The sequence below is a fragment of the uncultured Zhongshania sp. genome, from assembly GCF_963975605.1.
GTDB classification, from domain to species: domain Bacteria; phylum Pseudomonadota; class Gammaproteobacteria; order Pseudomonadales; family Spongiibacteraceae; genus Spongiibacter; species Spongiibacter aquimaris.
In genome coordinates this window covers 1-17,379 of the sequence record NZ_CAXBHN010000027.1, presented here as the reverse complement: position 1 = coordinate 17,379, position 17,379 = coordinate 1, and the positions used below count along the sequence as shown (strand labels likewise).

Genomic DNA, 17,379 nt, shown 5'->3' with positions numbered 1-17,379 from the left:
TAAATCGCGAATTTAGGATTTTAGTGGTTGTTGATTGTGATGTTCAGCAACCCGATCAAGGGCAGTAATTATGTGGAAAGTAAGAGACGACGAACCGGGATATGCATTTCTCAAAGAGTCGACCGCGCCAGAAGTAAATTATTACGAGGCGCCAATTGATTTGATTGCCCGCACTGGCGGTGCGCTGCCGGCTGGCCGGGAAATGTTCATCAATGAAGAGCCTGGCGTGGGTGCTAATCCTAATCGGAATAAGCAACACGCGTTTCATTTTACCGCCGACAATTGCATAGGCTGTCATGCTTGCGAGGCTGCCTGCAGTGAAAAAAACGACAACCCTGCCCATATAAGTTTCCGCTCTGTTGGCTATGTGGAAGGCGGCACTTACCCAGATTTTAAACGCATGAATATCTCAATGGCGTGCAACCATTGCGATGACCCAGTCTGCTTAAAAGGTTGCCCAACCCGCGCTTACACCAAGCACGTAGAGTACGGTGCGGTATTACAAGATCCAGAAACCTGTTTTGGTTGTGGCTATTGCACCTGGGTTTGTCCCTACAATGCGCCGCAGCTCGACCCCATTAAAGGTCAGGTTTCCAAGTGCAATATGTGTGTTGACCGCCTCGAAGTGAATTTAAAGCCGGCCTGTGTATCGGCCTGTTTGGGGAATGCCCTGAATTTTGGTGTGGTTGATGATTTGCCGGAAAATCGCGAGCAAGGTAAAACCAGCATTCCAGGTTTCCCTGATCCCGAAATTACCCATCCTAATATTCGCTTTCAGCAAATTAAAAATATGCCGGATGAGGTCACGCGCACCGACGGTATGTCAGTCAAATACCACAAGGGCGACGACGGCCAGTATCGGCCGGTGGTTGACCAGAAAAAAGGGGTGGAGCGGAAGTGGAGCTTTGCGAAATTGAGCTCGCGTGAAAATCCTCTCGTTATATTTACCTTGGTTAGCCAGACGTCGCTGGGTGCTTTCCTGATTGCGTTTTTAGGAGCCCAGTTTGGTATTGATAGCTTAGTGGCACTGCGTGAATCTGTTGTGTACGTTCCGCTAATGGCCGTCACGGTCGGCCTCGCTGGTCTCGGCATGCTCATGTCGGCAACCCATTTGGGTAAACCTTGGCGCTTCTATCGCGGCTTTAATAATCTGCGTCACTCGCCGGTATGCCGAGAAGGCTTAGGCATGCTGCTCTATATGGTTTTCGCCGGCCTACATTTATTGGCGATGCTACCAGCTAACGCGGTATTTATTGAGCTGTTAGGTGAGTGGGGACGTTTCGATATGTTTGCGACAGTGAGCGGTTACTTGGCGCTTATCGCTGGAGCGGTGGGGCTATATTATATGTATCGCTGTTATCGTATACCGGCGCGGCCGTTTTGGAATCACTGGCAAACAGCAACGTCTTTTTTTGGCACAGCCTTAACTTTGGGGAGTGTGCTTGTCGGTTTAATTGGCGTGCCGACGTTCATTCTGCTCGGTGGCAATGTCACCCAGATTTTTTCCTTGGCGCTTGCTTGTGTTGTCATCGGCTGTGGACTCGAAGCCTTTGGGTTGTGGCGTCATGCGGTCGCGATGGATGCGGCAAATAATGAAGGCAGCGTATCCCATTACATTCAGTGCACCGTATTTGGTAAAAGCTATGTGCTGCGCAATATCGTCTTGTTGGCGAATGCCAGCGTGGCGTTACTGCTGCTGACTTTGGCCCCCAGTGTGCTGACCTTGGCTGCTGCTTCGCTGGTTTGTTTGGGGGCGGCGGTGACGGCAATTATTGGTCGTGCGCTATTTTATGTATTGGTTATTCCAACGACTATGCCAGGTGCATTCTTCTGGAAAAATAAAGATTTTGAAGAGCACGCTAGAGATATTGGTCTGGCCAATATGCCGCAGGTAGGTGTGGTTGCTCACGGTCACTAAAAGCCTAGTTTGGGATCTATGTCGGCGGCGAGCATCATGCATCGCCGTCGACAGCATAATCAGCGATTTATGCAGATCGTCAAACGCCTACCCATTGGCTGCTTGATCTTTTTCAAAAAGCACGCTGTAAGTTAGGCCGGCCCAATCGACAGCGCTAAAATCATACTGAGTTCACACAGAGAGCGGCCGCTTTCTGCACGCATATCATTAAACGCTTTTTGCACTGCGGCCAGGTCGCGCTGACTGCTAATCTGGGTTTTGTCGACGATACCTTCAGCACATAATGCGGTGCAAACATCTCTGCTGAGGACAAAGGTATCCTTGCCCATAAATCGTAAAAAATACTGCCCTGAATTGCCGCCGAGGCGATTGCCGTGCTTTTTAAGGTAGGACCACAGGCCGACAATATTGTCCTCTGGCCAGTCGGCGAGAAAGCGCCCGAAAGAACCAAATTCCCGTTGGATATCCAGAACGAACAGGGCGTTTTCTTGTGCTGATTTCACCTTGGTCAAATTGCGCACAATGCGAGTGTCGCTCGCCATGTCTTCAATCTCTTCCGGCGAGCGCGAGGCGACCCAAATGGGCAGGAAATGATTGAATACGGTTTCAAATCCATCCCATTTGAGTTGGATTATCCGCCACACAAAGCCGGCACGAAACACGCAGGCGGTCATTTCAGCCAAGTAGCGGTCGTCTTTAATCGCGGTTAGCGCTTTGTGGCTCAGAGCTTGGGGAAGCCTTTCTTCCACAGCAGCGATGGAGCCGTGCTGAATAATCGCTCGCTCCAAATAGCGCTGATAAAGCGATGGGGCAAGGGCCGATTTGGCTTTAGAGCGGGTCATAGTTACTGGCCATATTGTGTTGGTGACGTCTTTGATTCGGTAAGTGGTGAATATATTTCATTGTATAGAGCTAATACAGACGGATGATAGGGCTTATATAGCAAGCGGTTTATCATGATCTATCGTTAAAGCGTATATTACGAGAGTTTACGGCCGTTGGTTTTTGCCGCGGTTCGAGCCTATCAAGGCCAATCAAGGTAGTGGGAACAAAAATAATGACTGAAGTAAAGTGGGATCAAAGCGTAGATGTGCTCGTGGTGGGCAGCGGCAATGGCGCAATGACCGCCGCACTAAGCTGTTACGAAATGGGCGTAACCGACGTACTTGTGGTGGAAAAATCCGACAAAATCGGTGGTACCAGTGCCACTTCCGGGGGCGGAGTTTGGATCCCGAATAACCGTTATGCGAAGGCGGCGGGTGCACAGGATAGCGTAGCTGACGCCAAGCAGTATTTGCTCAGCACAACCCCAGCTGGCGCGGTGCCAGAAGAAATGGTGGATGCGTATTTAATCAATGGCCCCAAAATGATTAATTTTCTGCATGAGCGCAGCGATGTGCGCTATGAAACCCTGGAGCATTACCCGGATTATTACACCAATGTAGATGGCTCGCGCACTGGTCACCGCTCAATGGAACCCGAGCGTTTTGATTCGTCGCTACTGGGTGACGACGTTAAACGCCTGCGTCCAAGCCACCATATGATGCGGATGTTTAGCAAAATTTATTTCACCCAGGTAGAGGCCGCACTATTAGTGCTCCAGGGCCCTGGCTGGATCAAATTGACCATGCAGCTCATTGCTCGCTGGGCGTTTGATTTGGGATGGTGGTTTCGCGGCAACGGCCTTAGCCGCCAAATCTGTACTGGCGCGGCGGGTGTGGCGCGGCTTTGGTATTCGCTAAAAAAACGCAATGTGCCGATATGGGCGAGTTCGCCGATGCAGGAATTAATTACCGAGGACGGCAAAGTAGTTGGAGCCCTTGTCATCCGTAATGGTAAGCCCCTTCGTGTGCAGGCGCGCAAAGGTGTTGTGCTGGCGGCCGGTGGCTTTGAACGCAATCAGCAAATGCGTGAGCAGTATTTACCGGCTCCCACCAGCACCGATTGGAGCGGCGGAGTCGAAGGTAATACTGGCGACGCGATACAGCAAGGTATTGCGCTGGGCGCTGCAACGCGGCTTATGGACGGAGCGTGGTGGTGTACAACTGTGTCAGTACCGGGTGAGCCAGCACCGCGCTTAAGTGTGATGGAAAAATCGTATCCGGGGTCTTGTATTGTCAACTTGCGTGGCGAGCGTTTCGCCAATGAATCGCAAAACTATATGGCATTTCAAAAAGATCTTTATAAGCAGCACAGTGAGGCATCGCCTTGCTCCCCCATGTATCAAGTTTTCGATGCGCGTTTTCGTCGAGACTATATCGTGGGGCCATTGATGACGGCGTCCTTGAAGCCGGACTGGACCATACCGAAAGAGTGGTTTGAGACAAAGTTAGTGGGTAAGGCGGCAACCATTCGTGAGTTGGCCGAGCAGCTAGGAATAGATGCAGAGAACCTAGAGCGCACCGTAAGCAAAATGAACGCCTACGCAAAAACCGGTAAGGACGAAGATTTTCAGCGCGGTGATTCTGCTTATGATCGCTACTACGGTGACCCGCGTTTTGAACCGAACCCGTGCCTTGGTGCAATTGATGAAGCCCCCTTTTATGCAATGCGTTTAGAGGCGGGGGACTTTGGTACCCAGGGTGGTTTAGCGACGAATACCAATGCGCAAGTGCTGAAAGAAGATGGCAATCCGATCGCCGGTTTGTATGCGGTGGGTAATTGCAGCGCGGCGGTTTTACCGACTTATCCTGGTCCCGGCGCCACCTTGGGGCCGGCAATGACCTTTGCCTATCAAGCGGCTAAACACATTAGTGCTTACCAAGATTAAAACATCGCAACTCTGGCGCAAAAGCGCGCCAGAGTTTGCGTTTATCAGGTTATCTATTTTATTTTTTCCTTAATACATCCCACCTAAAATTTGTTGTCATATAAACTCCACCGTTCTGTCATATAAGTGTCAGCATTTTGTCGCAATCCCTCGGTAATCTCGTGCAATTAATATTTCGCATGTCATTCTTGGAGGAAAGATGCAATTTAAAAAGACAGCTTTGGCGTGGGGCATTGCGCTCGCTACCCCTTTATTTCTCGTTGCCTGTGGGGGCGATGATGGGCGTGATGGTGTTAACGGTCAGGATGGCGTTGCGGGAAATAATGGCAGTCCCGGCAGTAGTGGGGCGGATGGCAGCAATGGCTTAAACAGTTTAATTCGGCAAACTAATCTTCACCTTGGCAATGAGCACTGCTTCAGTGGCGGTGTTATGGTTGAGTCAGGCCGCGACAGCAATGCGGACGATAGCCTGTCTGACAGCGAAGTGACCGACACCTCTTATATTTGCGCACCAACAGTATTGAATGAGGCTAAAAACTTTAATCGTATTGCGGCCATCCCAGTGTGTTTGCAAGACGATACCAGCTGCGACTCTGATGACACCACTGCAGCTGAAATTGTGGCAGCCAGTACCGATGGCATGACTTTAATCTACACCGATAGCCCCGCAGAGCGTATTGGTTTTGTCGATATTGCGGACCCATCTAAACCTTCTGTGTTAGGCGTTTTGGGCCTTGTCGGCGAGCCAACATCGGTTGCCGTAAAAGACGGTTATGCCTTGGTTGGTGTAAATACCGCACAAGACTTTATCAATGTGTCTGGTTCTTTAGATGTCATTGATATTGCAAGCCGTAGCACTATTCGCAGTATCGATGTTGGCGGTCAGCCAGACTCAGTTGCGGTCAGCCCAGATGGAAACTATGCCGTTGTCGTTATCGAAAATGAGCGTGACGAAGATCTCGGCGACGGTGTACCACCGCAGCTGCCTGCAGGTTATATCGTGATAGTTAATTTGACCGGTGAACCTGCGGCATGGACGACGCAGACCGTTGCATTGACCGGTTTGGCTGACTTATACCCAGCGGATCCAGAGCCTGAATTTGTCGATATCAATTCAGACAATATCGCGGCGATTTCGCTACAAGAAAATAATCATATTGTGCTCGTGAATTTGGCTGACGGTAGCATCGTAAATCACTTCAGCGCCGGCACTGTTGATCTTGTTGGTGTTGATGCAAACGAAGATGACCTGATCGATCAAAGCGAATCGCTGGATGGCGTGTTGCGCGAACCGGATGGGCTTAGCTGGTTGTCCACTGAGTACTTTGTGACTGCCAATGAAGGTGACTTAGACGGCGGTAGTCGTGGTTTTACCGTGTTTAATACCGCCGGAGATGTCATTTATGACGCCGGCAACACCCTTGATCAGCTAACCGTGCGCTATGGCCACTATCCCGAATCTCGTTCAGAAAACAAAGGTAACGAGCCAGAAAACGCAGAGTTTGCTGTGTTCGGTAGTGAGCGCTATTTATTTGTAAACTCTGAGCGCTCGAGCGTGGTGTTTGTTTACGATGTGGCGGATTTTACTAAACCAGTGTTTAAACAGTTACTGCCTGCCGCCGTCGGACCGGAAGGTGCCTTAGCGATTCCGTCACGCAATTTATTGGTGGTGGCGAGCGAAGAAGATAATCGTGACGATGTTATGCGTTCGTCATTGAATATTTATCAGTATGGCTTTGCGTCGGCGGCATATCCAACGGTGATTTCAAATGATCGTTTAGACGGTTCGCCAATTCCGTGGAGCGGCTTGTCAGGTTTATCCGCCGACCCAAGCAATAGCAATCTTATTTACGCGGTTGACGATAGCTACTATAAAAAGAATCGTATCTTCACCTTGGACGTAAGTGAGAAGCCGGCGATTGTTACCAAAGAAACACGCATCACTGATGGCAATGGTATTCTCGCGGCGCTACCTGCGGGTGTGTTAGAAGCAGATGCTGTCAATGCCGACAACACTGTGAATATAGACCCTGAAGGTATTGCTAAGCTTGCCGATGGCAGCTTCTGGATTGCCTCTGAAGGTTCTGGTCACGTGGTTGATGGCCCTGTAGCCAGCATGAACGTGTTGGTAAAGGCTGATGCAAACGGCGTTGTGACGCATGCAGTGACGTTGCCACAGTCAGTGAATGACTTGCAGCGCAACAATGGCTTTGAGGGTGTTGCTGAATACCAAGGTAAACTCTATGTCGCCTTCCAGCGCGCGTGGCAGGGTGAAGCCAATGTTCGCGTCGGTATTTACGATATTGCAAACGCAACGTGGTCATTCCTGTTTTACGTGCTAGATGCGCCAGAATCGCAAAACGGTGGCTGGGTAGGCTTGTCTGAAATCACCTCAATTGGCAACGGCGAGTTTTTGGTTATTGAGCGTGATAATCAAGGCGGCCCAGATGCAGCAATCAAACGTTTGTATAAGTTTGATACAACTGGCTTGGCCGATGGTGCGACCGTGACGAAAACCCTGGTGCGAGACGTGCTGCCAGATATGTTGGCAACAGGTGGACTGGTTACGGAGAAAATTGAAGGTATTGCCTTGCTGAAAAATGGCGATGTGCTGATGGTCAACGATAATGATGGCGTTGACGACAGCAATGGTGAAACTCAGCTGCTAAATTTAGGTGACATACTGTAATCGTTATCGTGCTTGCAAAAAAAGCCCGCGCATGCGCGGGTTTTTTTTATTATAAAAATAATAATTTTTAAAAGTAGCGAATAGTATTCACTCAGGAAAGCGCAGCGGCTTTGCCCGCCATGCGACCAAAGTAGGTTACATCCCCAACGGACATGCCACTGGCGTAGCCCGCAGCTGTACGCGGAATACCTGCGGTCGTGCGGCCGGCAGCAAATAGGCCTTTTATCACATTGCGCTCAGGGGTAAGTACCTCACCCGTTGGAAGCGTGTCTAAGCCGCCCAGGGTAAAGAAGGGGTAAAATGGCCCGCGACCTAGTGTGCAATCCAGCGCGACATAAGGTGGCTTGATCGGTCTGAGCCAGGCTTCGTGTTTATGAAAGTAGGGGTCAGTGCCAGTTTCAGCGTGCTGGTTATAAGTGTTGACGGTGTGTTGCAAACTGGATTCGGGTAAGTCTAATTCTTGTTCTAGTTCGGCAATACTGTCACCGGTGCCGGCAACAGTGGCGCCCAGGTAGCTCATTTTTTCGTAGTCGCCATAGCCCTCTACGTCGGTAATAAAGTAAATGCGCGACGAATTGCGCTGGGCAATAAGGGCGTTGTAGCCAACTCGGCCGTGGTAGCAATCTTCGTTGATGAAGCGCTGGGCTTTGTCGTTTACCAGAATGCCGTAGGTCAGCGAGGCCGGTGGATAATAGGGCAGGCTGACAAAGCATTCATGCATATTACTGGTGCCCGCACCGACACCCAAGCCCATGAGAATGCCGCTGCCAGTGTCACCTGGATTGCCAATGGGTATCAGTCCGCAGTCAAAAGTCGGCGCGTATTTCTTAACCATGTCTTCATTCATGCAGAAACCGCCAGCGCACAAAATAACGCCTTTGCGCGCGCGAACCGTTTTTTCCTGTTGATCAATTCTGACAACCACACCTTCAACGTCGCCGTCGTCATTGACGATAAGCGTGAGTGCGCGGCTGTCGTAATGCACGTCGACCGCGCGGGCAGTGACCGCCTCGGTCAGAATTTTCATGAGTAGCGGGCCGCCGTTGTCACCCTCTACTTCTAAATTGTGACCACGGGGAACGGGGGTGGCGTGTTCGGTAAAGGGGTAGGCCTTTTCATTGCCGGTGAACAGTAAGCAGTCGTCGGTGAGTGCCATGATAGCGCGCTCTTTTAACTCGCTTAACTTAAAGGGCACGCCATGTCCCGTCAGCCAGTTATAGTGGCCGATGCTGTTTTCGCAGTAGTGGCGAATTTTTTCGTCATCGGCCTGATTGCCAAAACAGGCTTTCAGGTAATTCACCATGTTCTCGGTGTCGTCGTGGTAGCCGCAGGCTTTTTGCACCGGCGTGCCGCCGTTGCCGCCCATATAGATCTCTGCACTTGAAAGCGCGGTAGAGCCACCGCTGGCGCTGGCCAGTTCAAAAATACAAACCTTGCTGCCCGCATCGGCTGCTTCGATGGCGGCAGAGGCGCCGGCGCCACCAAATCCGATGATGGCCACATCGGTGTCGATGTCCCAGTGGCTGATGGATTTGCTGTTACGCGGTGCGGTCGCGATGGTTTTATTGGTTTGACTCATGGTGAACCCTAGTAAATAGACAGTATTTCAGCATTAGCACAAAGCCTGTGTGTTGCATTGCAGGCAGCGTTAAAGGGAGGGCTATTGCTAGTTTGCGGTTATATTTATGGTTATAGACCGTATTGTGGCTAATCTTATTTTAATACACAGCGGCATAGCATCCGTTAAATGGATTATGTTGTATTCGGCGCTGTAGCGAGATACCTATATTAGATGAAAGGAATGTTGACGCTGAGTATTAGTGCCAACAGGCTAGGGTGGTTATAATGCCTGTCTTTAAAATACTCGTAATTTAATCGGAGCAGGGATTCCCTATGATCATCAAGCCTCGTGTGCGCGGATTTATGTGTGTCACAACCCATCCCGTTGGTTGTGAGGCCAATGTCGGTCAACAAATTGACTACGTTAAAGCCCAGGGCCCGATTCCAAATGGTCCCAAGCGGGTACTGGTGATCGGTGCCTCCACCGGTTACGGTTTGGCTTCGCGTATCAGTGCGGCCTTTGGTGCTGGCGCCTCAACCTTGGGTATTTTCTTTGAGAAGGAAGGTACTGAGAAGAAACCCGGAACAGCGGGCTGGTATAACTCTGCGGCATTCCACAAATTTGCAGAGGCAGAGGGGATTTACGCCAAGAGCATTAATGGCGACGCGTTTTCTGATGCGATCAAAGAAAAGACCATTGCCGAGATTAAAGCCGATCTTGGTCAGGTAGATTTAGTGGTATACAGCTTGGCGTCGCCACGTCGTCAGCATCCTAAAACCGGGGAAGTGTTTAACTCAACCCTCAAGCCCATCGGTAAAGACGTGACTCAGCGCGGCGTAAACACCGATAAAGAAACTATCGAAAACTTTACCTTGGTTGCTGCTAACCAAGACGAGATTAACAACACCGTGGCCGTAATGGGTGGCGAAGACTGGCAGATGTGGATAGATGCCCTGGACGAGGCTGGCGTATTGGCTGATGGCGCTAAAACCACGGCCTATACCTACCTTGGTGACAAGCTAACCTGGGATATTTATTGGCACGGCACGATTGGCGCGGCCAAAAAAGATCTGGATAAGCGCGTGATTAATATCCGTGAAAAGCTGGCCCGCACCGGCGGTGATGCTCGCGTTTCAGTATTAAAAGCAGTGGTGACCCAGGCCAGCTCGGCCATTCCGGTTATGCCGCTTTATTTGGCCTTGTTGTTCAAAGCGATGAAGGCAGACGGCAGCCACGAAGGCTGTATTGAACAGGTATACGGCTTATTCAAGAATAGCCTCTACGGTGACGCGCCGATCAAAGATGAAGAAGGCCGCTTGCGCGCAGACGGGCTTGAAATGCGCCCTGAAATTCAAGCCGCTGTTGCGCAAATGTGGGATGACGTAACCACCGAGAACCTGCTGGCCACCACGGATTTTGCCGGCTACAAGCGTGAATTCCTGCGTTTGTTTGGGTTTGAGATTGACGGTGTAGATTACGACGCCGATGTTGATCCAGTGGTAGAAATAAAAAATATGGCTTAGTCGTCAGGTTGATAGATGAACGCATTAAAAGGAAGCGCAGGCTTCCTTTTTTTATATCTGGATTATTTGTTCATCACAATATGAAGAACGATTTGAGAGCTTAAAAAACAGATGGTAAAGAATATTGACATGGCTAGCACGCCAGAAATGACAATGGAAAGGGGGTTCTTTTCGGCTAAATCCATCATTTTTTTGCGGCCTTCTTTGTTTTGTAAGGCGAAGAGCAATGATAAGGATTGCACTAATGTTTCAATAAGGCTCAGCGATTTTTTCTCTTTGCTTACTTTTTCTGAATTTAATACAGACATTAAATTTGTACCTTTAGTCAATAGAGTGCATGCGGCTGTATAGGTCTACATAGGTGTAGAGTTTACACGCTTTCCGTTATTTAATTCATTTTCTATGCGTCTCATTAGAGAGTCCTCAGCTGGTGGTGACAGCTTGGCCGATGGGCGCAATGCGTCGTTGGCCAAGCTGCTCAAGTACTACAGCTCGTGCGTTTCGCCTTCTCCAGAAAACAAGGTCGGCTTGTGTAAAAAACCTTATTATTTTTTCGACGCTGATACAAAGCGTAAATAAGGTAGTTTAATGTCAACCTCGCCAAACTTCTCTTTCGCTTGCTCATCGCTCAGGCTGAGGCCAACAATCACGTCTTGCCCTGCTACCCAGTTGGCGGGCGTTGCTATGGGTGCGCCGTCTGTAATTTGGATGGCATCTAGAGCGCGCAAAATTTCAGCAAAGTTGCGGCCCACAGACATGGGGTAAGACATAGTGAGGCGGACTTTTTTGTCTGGGCCAATGATGAAAACGGTTCTTACGGTAGCGCTGTCAGCGGGTGTACGGCCGTCGGTTAAGTACGCATCGGCCGGAAGCATATTGTATAACTTTGATACGTGCAGTGATGTGTCGTCGATTATTGGGAAGTCGGCAGGCGCCCCCGAAAAAGCCTCAATATCGCGTTTCCATTTTTTATGCTCTTCAACAGTGTCTACAGATACGCCCATTACTTTAGTGTTGCGTTTGACGAATTCAGGGACGAGTTGGGCGACAGCGCCAAACTCAGTAGTGCAAACCGGAGTGAAGTCCTTCGGATGGGAAAATAGAATGGCATAAGAGTCACCAATCCATTCGTGCAGTGTAAGTTCGCCAGCGGTTGAGTCCGCCGTGAAATTGGGTGCGGTGTCATTAAGTCGAATTGTCATGAGCGTAATCCTCCAAGATCGTTTCGTAAAATAAGCAGGGTAAAAATAATTCTGCTCTGGAAAATAAGGTTGTTGATAAATAGTTTTACCGCCGAGGCGATACTTTGTATCTCTATAGTAAGGTGTGGCGCGTTTTCACTCGTCACTATGTGCTCTTTAATTAGCAAGTCCCGCACCATCGTCTAAAGTTTTGCGGAAAATTTTTAATGCATTGTTTTATAAGGATTATTTTTTAATGTTGAGAGGGGTGGTAAGGCGGTGTGAATTGCGATTGCCATATGTGGCATAATTTTTTGTCAAAAATGGCATGGTTTATGGGGCTAAGTATGGATCGATTTCCAATAGAATACTTGAAATAACTCACCGCTGGCATGCGGCATGGATTTGGTGTCGGCGCGGAGGTATGCATCCATTCCCTGTATTTTAATCCCAGTCCTTTTGGTTATTTATACGTCAACGCGCCTCGTTCGCTGCTCTGGTTGGTCACTCATATAAAGTCCGTGATTTCTACTTAGGTTCGCGAGTCTTCACTTAGCCAATCAACAAAACCAGCTCGTGCGAAGCTTGCTATATTTACATGAGGTAAAGTTTTTGAATTATTTGCGACATGCGCCGCCCTAGGCTAGAGTGTGGCGGTTTTTTGCATCGGTAAATTCATGTCTGTTACAGCCCGTCAGGAATTGCGAACCCAGCTAAAATTGGCGCTGCCTATTTTTGGCGGTCAACTCGCGCAATCTGCAAATGGTTTTGTGGATACGGTTATGGCAGGCAGGGTCTCCGCGCTCGACTTGGCCGCGGTTGCCGTCGGCGCCAGTATTTGGGTGCCGGTGTTTCTGTTCATGACGGGTATGTTGATGAGCGCTACCTCGGTATTAGCTCGTCATGTTGGTGCCAACCAGCTCGAACGTATTAATCCTCTCGTTCATCAAGTGCTAGCCGTTGCGCTGACAATTGGCCTGTTGTCAGTGTTGGTACTCTGCAATACCGAGCCCTTGCTGCGGTGGATGGATGTCGACCCCGCGATACGCCCCATGGTGGTCGATTACTTATTTGGCTTGAGCTGGGGAATGCCAGCCATCGCAATAGTGCTTGGGCTGCGCAGCTATACCGAGGCCATGAGCCACACTCGGCCTGTCTTACTCATCAGTGTGATTGGTTTATTGGCCAATATTCCCATCAACTACGTGCTGATCTACGGCAAATTCGGAATTCCCGCCATGGGCGGTGTTGGTTGCGGTTGGGCCACGGCCATCGTGATGTGGATTATGGCGATATTGATGGTGATATATGTGCATCGGCATCGGGCTTATCGCAGTGCGCGGTTAACATTCCTTCCCTGGCACTGGGAGCCTAAAACGGCGTTCTATTTAGTAAAGTTGGGTCTGCCGGTAGGTTTGACTATTTTCTTTGAGGTGAGCGTATTTTGTATCATCGCTCTGCTAATTAGCCAATCCGGCGCGGTGATTGTTGCCGGTCACCAGCTCGCACTTAATTTTACGTCGCTGGTCTTTATGTTGCCGCTGAGTTTTGCACTGGCGGCGACGACCCGCGTGGGTCATGCGCGTGGACGCCAGGATGAGCCTGGTTTACGCATCGCTATTTTGGTGGCCTTTAAAATTACTGTCGTTATTGGCGTGCTCATGGTGACTTTGCTCGTCGCCTTCCGTAATTGGATTCCCTTAATTTATACTGATAATGCCCAAGTCATCGCACTTGCGAGCTATTTGTTGCTTTTCGCAGCGCTATACCAAGTGTCTGACGCGGTGCAGGTGACAACCAATGGGGTGTTGCGTGGCTTTGAAGACACCACCATTCCCATGCTGCTAACGCTATTTGCCTACTGGGGGGTGGGTTTGCCGATAGGCTATGTGCTGGCAACCACCGACCTCATCGTGCCAGCCATGGGGCCCAGCGGCTTTTGGTTGGGGTTGTTTGCCGGACTTAGCTCTGCTGCTCTGTTATTAGCTCTGCGTTTACGTTGGCGCTTGGGTCAGCCCCTGCATTAAATGAGTAGCGATAGCTATTTACCGTAGGTGTCGGTTGGGTATGCTTACGGCCTTCGTGTTTAACGGCAAAGTCGGTGCTCACCGGTGGTGTGTACGCAGATGAGCCGACGAGGATTCGCCACTTTTCTCGCCAGCTTGGGTTGCTTAATAATTCACTGCCAATCTGCGCCACGCCTGCAAGGGTTAGTCGCAAGGGGTTCAAATGTAGCTCGGGCTGGCCGCTCAAACCAGCGCGGGGCGTTTTGGCGCTCAGCGGGCAGTAAGTGCCAAAAATAATATCCCAAATAAAGAGTGGCCCACCGCCGATATTCACTAAATTCACCGCGCCATTGCGACCACAGTGCTCAGGTTCAGATGAGTGGTGCATATAGTGGTAAACGCCGTTGCCAGAGATAAAGCTCGCCCAGCGAATAAGCCGACTGCGGCGACCAATTTGGTAGAGTGCGGTTTGGTGGCCAAATATTTCCGGAATTAAAATAAGACAATTAAAAATAATGACCTCGGTGTAAAGCGGTTCGCTGCTAAACAGTTTGGTACAGGCGCCAAATAACAGGTTGTAGGGCAGTATTAAAAAGATAAACAAGGGCAGCGCGGTAAATACCGCCATAGTAGTAGGCTGAATTAGCGCTGGCGTCATGTGGTGGGGGCGGTGAAATAGCAGCCACAAGAAACGTTGGGTGTGGCCCAGGCGGTGAAACCAGTAGTGGAAAAAACCGCTGATGACCGCAATGGAAAATACCGCCACCGGCGCTGGGGCATCGACCAGTGTGGGTACATGCGTCATAACGAACTGGTTGGCGACGTTTACATTGTGTTCAATCCAGTGCCAACCAATATCAAAGTTCAAACCAGACAGTAAAAACAGTGTGCCCAGGGCGAGTAGTACAAGGGGAATCGCGAGGGCGCTGAGTGTATTGCTCAGAAAAAACACCACGATCCATTTAATGGGGTAGGGCTGGCCTTCTTCACGCTCGAATAAGAAGTAGCCGCCGAGCATGGCGACGACTCTGAATAGCGCGGTAAAACTCAGTAAAGAGAGTAATGCATACCACATAGCTGGCGCTTGCGAGCGCAATTCAGACAGGCTATTCATCAGCGGTTGAAAGCTCACATCGTCGCCAAGCCCAGGGCCGAGATAGGGGCCCAGATGCATTAGCTGCAAAAAGCCAATGCTATAGCCGACAATGAACAATATAACTAAGCCACTCGCAAATTTACGGTAGCGCTCGCCAATGTCGGGCACTTCAGACTCGAAGATAAAATGTAAAAACTTATTCATCGCCTTTGTCCGCGAGAGGGCTTACTCGACACCACGGCTGCAGTGTTAAATGACACATTACATTAAAGGTGAGCATTAGAGGAGTCTTGTTGCCCGTTTTGCGAACTGCCGCAAACTAACGCCAACGCGGCAAAGTTTTGAGTCGGGGCTTGTTTCTGCCGTGCTGCGCTCTTACTCTGCAAATAATGTTGTGAAGAGAGTTAGCTATGTTAGAAGCAGGTGTTTTAGAAACTTTACTACCTGGTGTGCATCGCCTTGTTGCCCCTAATCCGAGTGTTTTGACCGGGCCGGGCACCAATACCTATTTGCTGGGCGATAAACGCATTACGGTGTTAGACCCAGGCCCAGATATGCCCGAGCATATTGCGGCGATCGAAGCGGGCATTGCCCAGCTCGGTGGCGAGTTAGAGCGCATAGTGACCACTCACACCCACCCCGATCATTCGCCCGGTGCCGCCGCTTTGCAGGCGCATTTTTCGGTGCCGGTAATTGGTGCGGAGATTGCTGACGACGGTCATCAAGATCTCAGTTTTGCGCCCACCAGTTCAGTCAGTCACGATGAGTGTTTTGATGTCGACGGCAGTGTGCTGAGGGCGATATACACGCCGGGCCATGTTGGCAACCACTTTTGTTTTCTGCACGAAGCCACCGGCACAGTATTCACTGGCGACCATATTATGCAGGGCTCTACGGTGGTCATTATTCCTCCGGCCGGTGATATGGCAGATTACATTGCCTCGCTGCGATTGCTACTTGATTACCCCTTGCAATATCTCGCACCGGGGCATGGCACCTTAATCGCTACGCCGACTGCCGAGATAGAACACTTAATAGCCCATCGCCAGTCTCGTGAAAACAAGATTTGGGCCGCTTTGCAGCAAGTTAAAAAAGGTGATCTCGACGACTTGGTGATCGTTGCCTATCAAGATGTCGACGCGTCGATACACCCTATTGCAAAGTTGTCTCTGTGGGCGCATCTGCTTAAATTAGAGAAAGAGTCGCGCGCGCGACAGACTGATGGGCAGTGGGAGTTGGTGGCCTAAGCACGAAATAAATACGGCGTTTTCTGTTTTTAGAAACGCAAACTCCTCAGTCCAACGGAAGATTAAAATGCGTATCGGTATCCCCAAAGAAATCAAAGCGCAGGAATATCGGGTTGGACTCACTCCCGATGCGGTCGCGGATTTAGTGGCTGCGGGTCACAGCCTATTTGTAGAAACAGGCGCTGGCTGTGGTTCTGGTTATAGCGACGATGACTACCTTGCCGCTGGCGCGCAACTATCGGTGTCAATGGCGTCGCTATATCGAGACGCCCAACTCATCGTCAAGGTCAAAGAGCCGCAGGCGTCTGAGGTAGTCTTGCTGCAAGCCGATCATCGTCTGTTTTGCTATCTGCATCTCGCGCCAACGCCGGACTTAACCACAAGCTTAATGGCCAGCGGCGCGCTCTGTGTTGCCTATGAAACCATTACCGATGAACAGGGGCGTCTACCTCTATTAAAGCCAATGAGCGAAATTGCAGGCCGTTTGAGTGTGCAAGCTGGCGCCCACTGCTTAGAAAAAGCCCAGGGTGGATCTGGGGTATTACTCGGCGGTGTATCGGGGCTTGAGCCGGGCCATGTTTTGATCTTCGGCGGTGGCGTCGTGGGGAGTAACGCCGCCGACGTTGCCTTGGGCATGGGGGCGAAAGTCACCTTGGTAGAACCCTTTGCGGCGCGCCGAACAAGCTTAGAAGCGCAATTCAAACACCCGCGTTTTTCGGTGTGCGACTCGGCAAACTTAGATTTGCGCTCCTTATTAAACGACGTCGATATGGTCGTCGGCGCGGCCTTAGTGCCTGGCGCAGCGGCACCTAAATTATTAAGCAGAACTGATTTATCTGCCTTGGCAGCTGGCTCCGTGCTAGTCGACGTATCGGTAGATCAGGGTGGCTGTTTTGAAACGACTAAACCGACCACACACCTTGAGCCCACATTTTTGCTGGACGGGATTGTTCACTACTGTGTCGCCAATATTCCCAGTGCGGTCGCCAGAACGGCGAGTCAGGCCCTAAGCCAGTCGACGTTGCGCTTTGTGCATTTATTGGCTGAGCAAAACATTAAACAAGCGTTTCTGGATAATGCCGGGTTGGCGGCGGGGCTAAGTATCGCAAAGGGCAAGCTGACCTGCGCGGCGGTTGCCGGTGCGCAGGGGCGGGATGCCATTGATTGGCAGAAAATAATTTAGAAACCTTTGCACGATTTATTTTATCCTCTGTCGGCGTCGCTGAAGGACGCCGACCGCCGTCATCCTTAATACAGCCAAGCGGTCATCCTCAAGGACCCACCATCGTCATCCTCAACTCGATTGAGGATCCAGTCGCTTTGGAATTTGTAACACGCCTAACTGGGCGGCACGTACTTCAAACGTCAGGCGCCGGACGTCCGACGCT

General features: G+C 50.4%; 12 protein-coding genes. 7 read left to right on the top strand and 5 right to left on the bottom strand.

Annotated features, from left to right (window positions below; all coding sequences use genetic code 11):
* Nucleotides 1-70 precede the first annotated feature (70 nt).
* Complete coding sequence (locus tag AAC007_RS15710; protein ID WP_339678037.1) at nucleotides 71-1,918, top strand: DmsC/YnfH family molybdoenzyme membrane anchor subunit; 1,848 nt, start codon at nucleotides 71-73, stop codon at nucleotides 1,916-1,918.
* A 131-nt stretch (nucleotides 1,919-2,049) separates the two neighbouring features.
* Here the strand turns inward: AAC007_RS15710 and AAC007_RS15705 are convergent, their stop codons facing one another.
* Nucleotides 2,050-2,760: a DNA-3-methyladenine glycosylase I gene (locus AAC007_RS15705; RefSeq protein ID WP_339678035.1), complete on the bottom strand. Its 711-nt coding sequence runs from the start codon at nucleotides 2,758-2,760 to the stop codon at nucleotides 2,050-2,052.
* 215 nt (nucleotides 2,761-2,975) lie between these two features.
* Between AAC007_RS15705 and AAC007_RS15700 the strand changes: the two genes are divergently transcribed.
* Nucleotides 2,976-4,688, top strand: coding sequence for an FAD-binding protein (locus AAC007_RS15700; protein ID WP_296436577.1), 1,713 nt, complete (start codon nucleotides 2,976-2,978; stop codon nucleotides 4,686-4,688).
* Nucleotides 4,689-4,887: 199 nt separating this feature from the next.
* Entirely contained in the window at nucleotides 4,888-7,377 is a 2,490-nt protein-coding gene (locus AAC007_RS15695; protein ID WP_339678032.1) for an esterase-like activity of phytase family protein, read from the top strand.
* 91 nt (nucleotides 7,378-7,468) lie between these two features.
* Here the strand turns inward: AAC007_RS15695 and AAC007_RS15690 are convergent, their stop codons facing one another.
* Nucleotides 7,469-8,956, bottom strand: coding sequence for an FAD-dependent oxidoreductase (locus tag AAC007_RS15690; RefSeq protein WP_339678030.1), 1,488 nt, complete (start codon nucleotides 8,954-8,956; stop codon nucleotides 7,469-7,471).
* 314 nt (nucleotides 8,957-9,270) lie between these two features.
* On the opposite strand from AAC007_RS15690, the gene fabV reads away from it, so the two are divergent.
* Complete coding sequence (gene fabV, locus AAC007_RS15685; RefSeq protein ID WP_339678028.1) at nucleotides 9,271-10,461, top strand: enoyl-ACP reductase FabV; 1,191 nt, start codon at nucleotides 9,271-9,273, stop codon at nucleotides 10,459-10,461.
* Between the two features lie 62 nt (nucleotides 10,462-10,523).
* On the opposite strand, the gene AAC007_RS15680 is transcribed toward fabV, so the two are convergent.
* On the bottom strand, nucleotides 10,524-10,769 hold the full coding sequence (locus AAC007_RS15680; protein WP_269617727.1) for a hypothetical protein: 246 nt from the start codon (nucleotides 10,767-10,769) through the stop codon (nucleotides 10,524-10,526).
* Between the two features lie 237 nt (nucleotides 10,770-11,006).
* Nucleotides 11,007-11,663, bottom strand: a complete 657-nt coding sequence (locus AAC007_RS15675; RefSeq protein ID WP_339678026.1) for a peroxiredoxin — start codon at nucleotides 11,661-11,663, stop codon at nucleotides 11,007-11,009.
* 656 nt (nucleotides 11,664-12,319) lie between these two features.
* Between AAC007_RS15675 and AAC007_RS15670 the strand changes: the two genes are divergently transcribed.
* The gene (locus tag AAC007_RS15670) at nucleotides 12,320-13,669 is read left to right on the top strand and encodes an MATE family efflux transporter (RefSeq protein WP_339678024.1); all 1,350 of its coding nucleotides are present in this window, start codon (nucleotides 12,320-12,322) and stop codon (nucleotides 13,667-13,669) included.
* Here the strand turns inward: AAC007_RS15670 and AAC007_RS15665 are convergent.
* Nucleotides 13,605-14,948, bottom strand: coding sequence for a sterol desaturase family protein (locus AAC007_RS15665; RefSeq protein WP_339678023.1), 1,344 nt, complete (start codon nucleotides 14,946-14,948; stop codon nucleotides 13,605-13,607). The two genes, AAC007_RS15670 and AAC007_RS15665, sit on opposite strands and share 65 nt — an antisense overlap.
* Nucleotides 14,949-15,154: 206 nt before the next feature.
* On the opposite strand from AAC007_RS15665, the gene AAC007_RS15660 reads away from it, so the two are divergent.
* Nucleotides 15,155-15,991, top strand: a complete 837-nt coding sequence (locus AAC007_RS15660) for an MBL fold metallo-hydrolase (protein WP_339678022.1) — start codon at nucleotides 15,155-15,157, stop codon at nucleotides 15,989-15,991.
* 67 nt (nucleotides 15,992-16,058) lie between these two features.
* Nucleotides 16,059-17,174 carry an alanine dehydrogenase gene (gene ald, locus AAC007_RS15655; RefSeq protein WP_339678020.1) on the top strand — a complete coding sequence of 372 codons (1,116 nt, stop codon included), beginning with the start codon at nucleotides 16,059-16,061 and terminating at the stop codon, nucleotides 17,172-17,174.
* Nucleotides 17,175-17,379 lie beyond the last annotated feature (205 nt).

What these genes read in the sequence shown, in the direction of transcription:
- AAC007_RS15710 (WP_339678037.1), top strand. Translation starts at nt 71, where the DNA reads ATGTGGAAAGTAAGAGACGACGAACCGGGATATGCATTTCTCAAAGAG.
- AAC007_RS15705 (WP_339678035.1), bottom strand. Translation starts at nt 2,760, where the DNA reads ATGACCCGCTCTAAAGCCAAATCGGCCCTTGCCCCATCGCTTTATCAG.
- AAC007_RS15700 (WP_296436577.1), top strand. Translation starts at nt 2,976, where the DNA reads ATGACTGAAGTAAAGTGGGATCAAAGCGTAGATGTGCTCGTGGTGGGC.
- AAC007_RS15695 (WP_339678032.1), top strand. Translation starts at nt 4,888, where the DNA reads ATGCAATTTAAAAAGACAGCTTTGGCGTGGGGCATTGCGCTCGCTACC.
- AAC007_RS15690 (WP_339678030.1), bottom strand. Translation starts at nt 8,956, where the DNA reads ATGAGTCAAACCAATAAAACCATCGCGACCGCACCGCGTAACAGCAAA.
- fabV (WP_339678028.1), top strand. Translation starts at nt 9,271, where the DNA reads ATGATCATCAAGCCTCGTGTGCGCGGATTTATGTGTGTCACAACCCAT.
- AAC007_RS15680 (WP_269617727.1), bottom strand. Translation starts at nt 10,769, where the DNA reads ATGTCTGTATTAAATTCAGAAAAAGTAAGCAAAGAGAAAAAATCGCTG.
- AAC007_RS15675 (WP_339678026.1), bottom strand. Translation starts at nt 11,663, where the DNA reads ATGACAATTCGACTTAATGACACCGCACCCAATTTCACGGCGGACTCA.
- AAC007_RS15670 (WP_339678024.1), top strand. Translation starts at nt 12,320, where the DNA reads ATGTCTGTTACAGCCCGTCAGGAATTGCGAACCCAGCTAAAATTGGCG.
- AAC007_RS15665 (WP_339678023.1), bottom strand. Translation starts at nt 14,948, where the DNA reads ATGAATAAGTTTTTACATTTTATCTTCGAGTCTGAAGTGCCCGACATT.
- AAC007_RS15660 (WP_339678022.1), top strand. Translation starts at nt 15,155, where the DNA reads ATGTTAGAAGCAGGTGTTTTAGAAACTTTACTACCTGGTGTGCATCGC.
- ald (WP_339678020.1), top strand. Translation starts at nt 16,059, where the DNA reads ATGCGTATCGGTATCCCCAAAGAAATCAAAGCGCAGGAATATCGGGTT.